This is a genomic window from Epilithonimonas sp. (assembly GCF_032055105.1).
Classification (GTDB): Bacteria; Bacteroidota; Bacteroidia; order Flavobacteriales; family Weeksellaceae; genus Epilithonimonas.
The window spans coordinates 1-11,216 of record NZ_DAMBRK010000034.1 but is presented as its reverse complement, the minus strand read 5'-3'; the positions used below and the strand labels follow the sequence as shown (position 1 = coordinate 11,216).

7 protein-coding genes are annotated in these 11,216 nt (G+C 33.1%); 6 read left to right on the top strand and 1 reads right to left on the bottom strand.

What is annotated here, in order from left to right:
- Positions 1–110: 110 nt before the first annotated feature.
- Positions 111–1,301, bottom strand: a complete 1,191-nt coding sequence (locus RTY06_RS16050; RefSeq protein ID WP_312825979.1) for a pyridoxal phosphate-dependent aminotransferase — start codon at positions 1,299–1,301, stop codon at positions 111–113.
- Positions 1,302–1,556: 255 nt separating this feature from the next.
- Between RTY06_RS16050 and RTY06_RS16045 the strand changes: the two genes are divergently transcribed.
- The 6 genes from RTY06_RS16045 (at position 1,557) to RTY06_RS16020 (ending at position 10,846) form a co-directional block, all read left to right on the top strand.
- The gene (locus RTY06_RS16045) at positions 1,557–2,828 is read left to right on the top strand and encodes a LuxR C-terminal-related transcriptional regulator (protein WP_312825978.1); all 1,272 of its coding nucleotides are present in this window, start codon (positions 1,557–1,559) and stop codon (positions 2,826–2,828) included.
- 275 nt (positions 2,829–3,103) lie between these two features.
- A complete protein-coding gene (locus RTY06_RS16040) occupies positions 3,104–6,946 on the top strand; it encodes an Ig-like domain-containing protein (RefSeq protein ID WP_312825977.1) in 3,843 nt (1,280 codons plus the stop codon).
- A gap of 86 nt (positions 6,947–7,032) precedes the next feature.
- Positions 7,033–7,668, top strand: coding sequence for a 16S rRNA (guanine(527)-N(7))-methyltransferase RsmG (gene rsmG / locus RTY06_RS16035; RefSeq protein ID WP_312825976.1), 636 nt, complete (start codon positions 7,033–7,035; stop codon positions 7,666–7,668).
- A gap of 13 nt (positions 7,669–7,681) precedes the next feature.
- Positions 7,682–8,101 (top strand): hypothetical protein, encoded by a 420-nt coding sequence (locus RTY06_RS16030; protein WP_312825975.1) that lies wholly within the window; start codon positions 7,682–7,684, stop codon positions 8,099–8,101.
- A gap of 446 nt (positions 8,102–8,547) precedes the next feature.
- On the top strand, positions 8,548–9,081 hold the full coding sequence (locus RTY06_RS16025; protein ID WP_312825974.1) for a tRNA methyl transferase PRC-barrel domain-containing protein: 534 nt from the start codon (positions 8,548–8,550) through the stop codon (positions 9,079–9,081).
- A gap of 10 nt (positions 9,082–9,091) precedes the next feature.
- On the top strand, positions 9,092–10,846 hold the full coding sequence (locus RTY06_RS16020) for an endonuclease (RefSeq protein ID WP_312825973.1): 1,755 nt from the start codon (positions 9,092–9,094) through the stop codon (positions 10,844–10,846).
- The last annotated feature ends 370 nt before the right edge of the window (positions 10,847–11,216 follow it).

Here is an 11,216-nt window from a genome sequence, read left to right as displayed (position 1 = left end):
CTTCTCATAAAAAATGCCCCTAAAAAGTGTATAACTTTTTGGGGGCAGTCCAAAAAAGTGATGTTTTGATTTTATGATTGTCTTCGAGAGCCTCAGACTGACAAGAGAATTTAAAATTGATCTAAGCAATCTTTGATTCTTCTCATAGCTTCTCTTAATTCTTCTTCAGAAGCTGCGTAAGAGAAACGGATACACTCCGGACTTCCGAAACTTACACCGCCAACACAGCCAACGTGAGCATTTTCCAAAAGGAACATTGCGAAGTCGTCCGCATTTTTGATTTCAGTTCCATTTAGAGTTTTTCCTAGGTAATAGGAAATGTCCGGGAAGAAATAGAACGCACTTTTTGGAAGATTGCATTTGAAGCCTTTAATATCTTTCATCAATTCGAAAACAAGATCTCTTCTTTTTTCAAATTCGGTAATCATATATTGTAGTTCGGACGGATCCATTTGTAAAGCTGCAATAGAAGCTCTTTGTGCAACTGTATTTGCACCGCTGGTCATTTGTCCCTGAACTTTATCACAAGCACTAGCCAACCAAGCAGGACAAGCAGAATAACCGATTCTCCAACCTGTCATTGCAAAAGCTTTACTCATTCCGTTAATAACTGCAGTTTGTTCATAGACTTTTGGAAAACTTGCAATAGAAACGTGTTCACCTCCGTAATTGATAAACTCATAGATCTCGTCGGAGATGATTGTAATATCAGGATATTTTGCCATCACATTTGCAATAGCTTCCAATTCTTCTCTTGTATAGTAACTTCCAGAAGGGTTACAAGGTGAACTGTAAAGTAAAGCTTTTGTCTTTGGTGTAATTGCTTTTTCCAATTGTTCAGCTGTAATCTTGAATTCAGTATCAATTGAAGTTTCAATAAAAACAGAAGTTCCGCCCACAACTTTTACCATCTCATCATAGCTTACCCAATAAGGAGCAGGAAGAATAACCTCGTCTCCATCATTGATAATTGCTAATAAAACATTGATGATTGATTGTTTTGCACCATTGGAAACACAGATTTGTGTTGGTTTGTAGTCAAGGTCGTTATCTCTTTTCAGTTTTGCAGAAATAGCTTGTCTGAGCTCTAGAAATCCTGGAACAGGCGAGTAATGACTGTAGTTCTCATTGATTGCATCAAAAGCAGCTTGCTTGATTTTTTGAGGAACATCAAAATCTGGTTCTCCCAAAGTTAAACTTATTACATCTATTCCTGCCGCCTTCATATCGCGCGCTTTGTTGCTCATCACGAAAGTCTGAGAATAACTCAGTCTATTCAGTCTGTCCGAAATTTTACTCATGAAACTATATTATAAATTAGATTTTAACAACAAATATAATTTTTTAATCCAAAAATGTGGCCTTATTTTTAATATATTATTTGTGATAATTTAGATATTAATGAAGTTTTTTTTCAAAGTAAGGTATGTTGTTTTTAAAATAAGTATTAATACGCAACGAAATATGTTGATATTTGATTATTTTTGCGAATAAATTTTCTAATAAAATATCATTTTAAGAAATTAATGATTTTTTTTAGAATTTTTATAACACACATGAATAAAAAATTTACAAAATATTTTGCAACATTTCTATTATTGCTTATAGGTTTTCTGAACGCAAAAGATTTGAATATAAAAGCTCTTGAAAAAGAGATTACAAAATATAATCGGGAAGGAAAACAGAAAGATTCACAAAAAAGACTTTTTGATCTGCTATTAGTTGGTAATCTTACAAAAGAAGAAAAAGCCAATGTGTTTTTCTATATTGGTACAACTTATAGGACTGTTGATGATTATGTGATGTGCATCGACTATCTTAATAGATCTTATAATATTGCCAAGAAGCTTCCGAAAGATAATGCGTTGAGGATGAAACTGGATTATGAATACGCTTTTGCTTATTTTGATAGTAAAGAATTTGATAAATCTAGTAAAATGATGAGTCGGATTGCGAATGAAAATTATATCAACGCAATTCCGGAGAATCAATCTTATATTTTATTACAGGAAGGGTATCTATTTTTAAGAGAGAATAAGTTTGATAGAGCAGAATTGAAGTATGAGCAGGCGTTTGATATTATGGAAACGGTTAATTACTGTAACCTTCCTGTTATACTTGTTAAAATGATGGATCTCTATAATCATGAGCGAGATTTAAAAAAAGTAGAAGGATTGTATGCGAAGAGTTTGAAAATCTCAAAACATTGTGGGATTCTGAAATATCAAGTTTTTGCAGCTGAAGAAATGGAAAGAATCTACAAAGAAAATAATTTGCTGAAAGATGCTTATTTTATAAGTTTAAAAATAGATTCTCTAAAAAAAATAGTAGACCTGGAGAGTAAAGTTTCTGAAATGCACTTGATGGAAAGGAAATATATCGACAGACACGAAGCTCTTTTAGAAAAATCTATGTTTTGGGAGAAGATTAGCGCGGTTATTGTTGCTTTTATTATGCTTTCGATTATTGTATACTCTTTTCGGAAAAGTGAAAATCTTAAAACCGAAAATCAGAAAATGGAAGAAGAGATTGAGTTGATAAAAGAAGACTTGAATTCTTATTCCGAAAGTTTTAATACGAATGAAAAAGCTATTAATTCTGAATTAGCAATTTCCAATTTGAACAAACTAAATGATCGTCAAAATGAGCTAGTCAAACTCATGGCTGATGGATTGTCAAATAAAGAAATTGCCGATAAACTTTTCATAACAGAAAGTACAGTTAAATATCATATCAAGAATATTTATAGCATACTTGACCTTAAGGACAGGAAAGATTTCTTCACTAAAATCAACAATATTCCGTCTACAAACCTACAACATAAGTAGAAAACAGACTATCCCTATGGATAGTTTTCCCTTACTAGCAGGCAATCTAGCTTGTGAAATCTTGTTTTGTTGCATAATTGTCAATAATTTTGCCGTATTATTATTGTGAATGCAATTGACTTCTTTTAACATACTATCCTAAATCTAAGATAGTTTTTCCAATAATTTTTTAAAACTTACAGACCTAATTACTTAACAGATATCAATGTTTGATAACTAAACATGTGTTTAATTTTGCAAAATTATTTTTTTATAAAAAATCATAATACTACACAATGAAAAAAAATCTTTATGTTGTATTTGCAATGTTGATTGCAAACATTTTTTATGCGCAAATTGATCTCGTAAAATGGGATTTAACTTCTGATGGAAGTGTGAGTTATTCTGATAGTAGGATAACTGCAACATCTATTGCGCATACTGATAATCCTATTTCCTATGATAACCGAGGAATGGTAATTAGAGGATGGAATAATGGAGGTATTGAGCATTATCGTTATTTGGGCTTTTCTGTAAACTCTTCAAATGGTAGTTCTGTGAAAATTTCTAATTTAGTTTTTGAACAAGAAAAACTAAATCCTGGTCCGGACAATTATACAATTAGATATTATATTTCTCAAAATGGAACCGAAACAAGTGATTGGGATTTTTTCTATAAGGTTAATTCGACTATACTTATAGACAATGAATCAATTGCTAATAATCCCATCAAGAATATTCCGCTTAATATTACTTTATCTGGTTCTCAAAGACTAATAATTAAGTTTTATTCAACAGGTAATGATTGGAATGCAGGATGGAGAATCAAAGCTAATACTCTTAAATTAACAGAGGTACAAGCGATTGCGCCTGTTGCTAATAATGATTCTTTTACAGCTTATAAAAATAACGATGCTAATTTTGATATTTTAGCTAATGATAGCTCTTCTAGTGCGATTAATTCTATAACTATTACACAGCAGCCTAGTCATGGAACGCTAATTGTGAATGGAACTACAGATGTAACCTACAAACCAGCGACAGGGTATTTGGGGGAAGATTCTTTTAAATATAAATCTCAGAACTCTACAGGATTATCAAATGAGGCAACAGTTAGCATCAATGTGGTAAATAATGTAAATGCTGTCTTAGCAAGATGGAATAATACCAACTATACGCCAAGTCGTTATAATGATAAAATTGATGTTACAAATCTTACAGCTACTAATGTAAGTCTTGCTTATGATGAAAATGTAGGAGTAAATGGTGGTGCTTATAACGCTTTTAATACCGGAGGTTGGCCAGATAAGAATACACAGACTATAGATAAAACCAAGTATATTCAATTAACTATTTCACCAAAAAATGGTTATAAGCTTTATTTATCAGAGTTTAACTTTCTTTGTGCGATGCAAGGTGGGGATGCTAATATTCAAATTGATTACTCACTTAGCAAAGATTTTAAAACTTATTTTAATGTTCTTCCTGAAACTTACATTAATAGTGGTTTGAATAAAATAAAACTTACTGATTTTACTAGACCAATCGCAACTGATGGTCAGGTCGTTTATCTTAGGATTTATGTTTACAATACTTGGAATGCGATGCAAGTGTTGTTGAAAAAAGGGCAAGATCTTGGGCCTGCATTCATCGGAACTATAGAATCAAGCTCAACAACACCTATTGCTTATAATGATGACGTAACCAATACTGTGAATGATGATATTGATATAAATGTACTGATTAATGATGATTATAGTAACAAATTAGACTCGTTGGTATATAGTCAACCATCACACGGGATAGTTTCTATCAATGCAGATAGAACAATCAATTACCTTCCTAGAAAAGATTTTGTTGGGACAGATACTTTTACTTATTATCTTGTAAATGAGTATGGGACTTCTAATTCTGCAACAGTAACAATTAATGTTGTTGCCAATAGCACAAATCCACTCATCCGTTGGGATAATACAGATTTTACTGCAACGCCTTTCAAGGCATTTATTGCTAAAACAAAGATGACTTCTACAGATGGCATGACAATTCATGTTGGTAATGAAACTAATCCTAAAACTTTCTATGTGGAAAGTAATGATAATACAAATGCAATTAATACCGATAGATATATCCAGTTTATCTTTGAAAATAATGGTGCTACAAAAGCAATAGAGCCTAAGACTTTCAATTATACAGCAAAAGGAACAAACGGGGCTAAGTATGAGTTGCGTTATTCTAGAACAGACGATTTTTCTAGCTATGAAGTTCTAGGGACAGGAAATGTAGATGCAGATTATACACCACAAGAATTTAAATTCAAAGATGGACTTGTTGTTTTGCCAAGCCAGAAAGTGTTCATAAGATTATATTTTTATAACACTTATTACATGCAATATGTTTTCCACTTTTTACCAGGAGGATCAGGTCCAGAAATTAGAGGTCAATTTTACAACAAAACCTATGCACCAGATACAGAAACAATATGGCAGGATATTACAAATCCTTATTGGAGTAACGGAGAGCCTAATGCAACCAAAAATGTAACTATCAACGCACCATACAATACAAAAGCTAACGGTAGTTTCGAAAGTAAGAACTTAACAATTAATTCTGAGGCAAGCCTTATTGTCAATACGGGAGATTATATCACAGTCTACGGAAAGATAGAAAACAAAGCTACTGCGAGTGATTTTATCATAGAAAATGATGCTAATCTTTTGCAGAAAAATGATTTTCAGAATGTAGGGGATGTAACTGTTAAGAAATTGGCGCTTCTTCCAAAAATGGGATATAACTATTGGTCTTCTCCGGTAAGCGGTCAAAATCTTTATAATTTTTCAGAGGGTTACAATCAGGCAAACGGAGGTACTGGAACTGGAACACCTTGGAATAGGTTTTATGTTTATGACGAAAAAACAGATTATTTTAAAACTTCAATAGCGAATGAGATTACGCTTAATGCTGAATCTCCTTTTGAGGATGCTAGAGGTTATGCAATTCGCGGAAAGAACAGCTTCGATGCTGCTATTACAGATTCTACAAAAGCGTCCCAATTTAAATTTGTTGGAGTTCCTCACAATGGCAATATTCCTTCATATCCTCTGAAATATACAGATGCTAAGCATGGCTATAATATGATAGGTAATCCATACCCGTCTAATATCGATTTTGATATGTTCTACGAACTTAACAAAACTAAAATAAAATATTTGGCTTATTTTTGGACTAATAACGATGGTAAATTTCTTACGCAACAAGGCTCGAATTACGGAGGAAATAATTATGTGACTATCAACGGTGGTGGAGCTGTTTCTGCAACTTATATTGGAAATACAAGCAAAAGATCAACAGGAAGTATTTCTGTAGGTCAGGGATTCATAGTACAGGCAATAGAAACTGGAAAAAATCAAACTTTGTCTTTTAATAATAGTTTGAGAACATATGACACTGCAAATTATTACAACAAAACCAATACTCCTAAAAACAGATTTTGGCTAGAGTTCAAATCGCCAACAGATGTTAATAACGAGATTTTGATTGGTTATATAGCAAAAGCAACCAATGGTTTTGATACCAATTACGATGCAGATTTACTGTCAATAGGAAGTGATTCTTTCTGGAGTGTTTTAGATGAAAATAAGTTGTCTATCCAATCTAAAGCGCCCGATTTTACCCAAGATGACATTGTGAAAATTGGATATAAAGCATCGGTATCTGGTGATTATACAATTTCTTTAACAGAAAAAGAAGGCATATTCTCCACGACACAAACTGTTTACTTGAAAGACAAATATCTTAATAAAGTCATCAATATTACAGAAAACCCTTACAGTTTCAGTACAACCGCAGGTACATACGATGACAGATTCGAAGTGGTTTATAAACCATCAGAAACTTTAGGAACAGATAACGTTGTGAAAAAGGGAATTCAGATTTACAAAGACTCTCAAAACTTCATTGTTAAATCTGATGAGAATCTGGTCGAGGTAAGTCTTTATGATGCTCTTGGAAGATTATTATTCAATACCAAAAATGCTAAAAACGAAGTTTTTATCAATAAAACCATTTTAGCAGAAGGGATGTATATCGTAAAAGCATACTCTAGAAATACAATGTTGACCAAAAAAGTTTTAAAATAACATAGAAACTTTATAAATAGAAAACCATCAATATTTTTTTGATGGTTTTTTATTTGTAATAATATTAAAATTCATAATTTCGCCTCATGTCTTTAGAATTAATTTTACAATATTTTTCCAATATTACCAGCGAGCAAAAAAATCAATTTGCAGAATTAGAAACTCTTTATACAGATTGGAATGAAAAAATCAATGTCATTTCCAGAAAAGATACAGATAGTCTTTATGAGAAGCATATTCTCCATTCTTTAGGAATTGCAAAAGTGATGGCGTTTGCAGATGGAACCAAAGTTCTAGATATCGGCACAGGAGGAGGTTTTCCAGGAATCCCGTTAGCTATTCTTTTTCCCAATGTACAATTCACTTTGGTTGATAGTATTGGAAAGAAAATTACAGTGGTGAAGGGTGTTGCGGAAAGTCTTGGGCTCAAAAATGTGACAGCTCATCATATGAGAGCAGAACAATTGAAGGAAAAGTTTCATTTCGTAGTCAGTAGAGCTGTAACACAAATGCCAGTTTTCCTAACATGGCTCAGAGGAAAATTTGAAAAAGATCAATTCAATCCAAAGCACAACGGTGTTTTATATTTAAAAGGTGGAGATTTGGCAGAGGAATTAGCCGGTTTGAAATGCGAAATTTTCCAACTGAAAAATTATTTCGAAGGCGAGTTTTTTGATACCAAAAAAGTAGTTTACCTCTCAAAAGGTAATTTTAATAATTAATAAAGAAACGATTATGAAGAAAGTATTTATTTTATCAATGCTGACGGTGGTTTCAGCTTTTATTGCTTCTTGTAAAGACAACGACGATTATGTAGAGATTACCAATGTCTACGCTCAGAAAACCGATAGCGTCAGTATACCAATGGATACAATGGCTTTGGGCGTTACTCAGGAGCTGAAGGTTTATTCTACTTTTACCAAAACCTGCGAAGGGATTTACAGCTACGATTATCAGTACACCAACGATTCTGTGAGGACTATTGCCAATTTTGGATATAAAACCAATGAGGTTTGCTCCGATGGAACTTATGTCGACGGAAGTCGTATCAATTTCAAACCAACAAAAACAGGAAACTATACTTTCAAATTCTACACAGGAAAAGATTCGGCAGGAGCTAGCACTTTTCTAGAGAAAAAGGTGGTTGTAGAATAATTTTTTTGAAGAGCTATTTCCCGCTTTCCGTTGCAATCTTTTTCTTTCCCTTATATGAAAGAAAAGAAAAAGGATTTCCACTACAATCGGGGCTAGGGTTTTCCATATCAAACAACTTTTCAGTATCCTATACAAAATTTATTAATCCTTTTGCAGAGCTAAGCACCTTTGCGAACCTTAAAATGTTTTCAATACTTAATAAAACTTTGCGCTCTTTGCGTTCAAAATAATTCAACCTTTAAGTTTTTAAAGGTTTTTTTGTAGCATAAATTTCATGATCATGTGATGAGAATGTGAATGAAATTTATGAGTTTGTTATCTATTTATGAAATTTCATACAATATATTCTTCATGTTAATTTATTTAGCTACATTAGCGCCCCGTTATTTATTAGTTAAGAATAACAGATTATTTTAGAAAACAACGCAAAGAATAATTAATTATCCGTGATCAAAGAAGGTCAAATCGTTGAAATACCATCGTTGTCTTCAATTTATATAGAAGATGGAAGTGTATTTTCTTCTAAAAAGGAGGAACTAATACAAAAACTAAAGAAAAGAAATTATAATCTTTTCGATGGTTTCTTGGTAGGCGAGCATCATGGTATTGGGGCTTTCAAACTTGGTCAGAGGAAAGGTATTAATGTTGGAGGAAAAAAGGCTCCGCTCTACGTGATTGGTATCAACAAAGAGGCTAATCAACTTTTTGTAGGAGAAGGTGACAATCATCCGGGTCTTTTTACAGATCTTATTTATTTTCCAATTGCTAGAACTGACTTTCAAAATAACGAGTCTATTGAAAATGGTTCGGATGTTACAATCATTTCTTCAGCCTTTCAATTCAAAATTAATGCAAGCATATATATATTCGATGATATTCTTTATTTAGAATTAGAAAAGCCAAGTTCTATTACACTTCAAAATGGATTATTAGAAATTAGCTTTAAAAATAACAATCATACTACTATTAAAATTAATTAAATCATACCGCATGAAATTAAAACTTTCTTTTTTTGCAAGTATCATTTCGTTCATTGCTTTTGCACAGTCGGCACCAGCTTATTATTCTAGTGTTAACTTCAACAAAACCAAAAATGAACTTAAAAGTGAACTTGCGACACTTATTACAAACACTCATACGCAGACAATTGCTTATTCTGCGGGATTAGCTTCTCTTTTTAAAACAAGTGATGCAGATCTGGAAAATCCATCCAATATTTTATTGATGTATGGATCTCAAAGTTCAGGAACACATCAGAGAAGCCGTCCGTATACAGGATCTTGGAATCGTGAGCATGTGTATGCAAAATCCAAAGGAACACCCAATTTGGGGACATCTGGTCCTGGTTCTGATGGGCATCATTTGCGTCCAGCTGATAATACATTGAATAGTACCAGAGGAAGTCTTCTTTTTGATGACGGTACTGGAGCTACAGCTTATAAAACAAGCCGAGGTGGGTGGTATCCTGGTGACGAGTGGAAAGGAGACGTAGCAAGAATCCTGATGTACATGTATGTAAGATATAATACAAGATGTCTTCCTCTTAATATTACAATGAAACCTGCTACTTATTCTTCGGATTTCCCAGATATACTTCTTAAATGGAATGTTGAAGATCCTGTTTCCGATTTCGAAAGACAGAGAAATAATGTGGTTTTTGGTATTCAGCACAATAGAAACCCTTTTATCGATAATGCTTATTTGGCAACTGCTATCTGGGGTGGACCAGCAGCCCAGAACACTTGGCCAGATACTTTTAATGGAGGTTCTACAACAGATACAGAATTACCTTCTGCGCCGACTAATCTTACCGTTTCTGGAACAACATCGTCTACAGTTTCCTTAGCTTGGACAGCTTCTACAGATAATATTGGTGTTAGCGCATATGATATCTATGCAGATAGCGTATTGAAAACGACTGTTTATACAAACAGTGGAACTGTAACAGGATTGAATCCTACAACCACTTATTCCTTCTATGTTGTAGCAAGAGATGCTGCTGGAAATAAGTCTCCTAATAGCAATATTCTAGAAGCAACTACTCAGAATAGTGGAGGGACTGGTGAAGGAACTTCTTGTGGAACTGAGGATTTTGAAAACCTTCCTGCAACCAACTCTTCTTATACAGATCGAGAATGGTCCAACAAGGGAATTGTTTGGACTGCGACTAATGCTAGAACAGATAAACAAATTTATATAAGTGGAGATAACAACAGAGCAATCTGTATCAAAAAAGGTAGCTTGAAATCTTCTACCATCTCCGGCGGTATTGGATCTTTGACAGTGAGAACTTTCTTGCCTTTCAGCGATAGTGCAGGAAACTATATATTAAAAGTAAATGGAGTAGTGAAAGGGCAGATCCCTTATTCCAAAACAGCAGGAACTTTCACAGTTAATGATATCAATGTTGCAGGTAATGTAGTGATAGAATTGGTAGATGAAACTAGTAGCAATAGAGTTTCTTTTGATGACTTATCTTGGACTTGTTTTTCAGTATTAGCTACAGATGATATCGATGCTCAAAAAGCAAAATTGGCCATCTATCCAAATCCTGTGAAGAACAACGAATTCTATATCAGTGGCATCAACAAAAATGAAACAGTGAAAATCTATAGCCTGAACGGCCAATTGGTACAGACTATTGAAAAAGTTGAGAATAAGGGGAAAGTAACAATTCAGAAATTGTCAAAAGGCGTTTATATCGTGAAGACTAAAAACAAATCCTCAAAGATTATTGTAGAATAGTTTTTTGTGTAATAATATTTATCATAATCCCGAAAGAATAACTCTTTCGGGATTGTTTTTATACTTTGGTTTAGTAGATGTAATAAATTAGTTTTTTGGGACTGCTTACTTCAGAATAATGACTGAAAATCCTTTTGATATTTTTTTTGTATCTTACGGTTGTAATATAAAGGATTAATATATCCTTATCAATCCTAGAGGAAGCTGTGGTGATCACTCAGCTTTTATAAATATTCTTTTTATTATCATTTTTCTAATGTTCAACTTCAAAAATATTATTATAAAGTCACCACATTAAGAAATGAATAAGATTACTTATAAAACTCGTAGTGCATTATTAAATTAATTCAATTTTAAGTCTATTCATTTT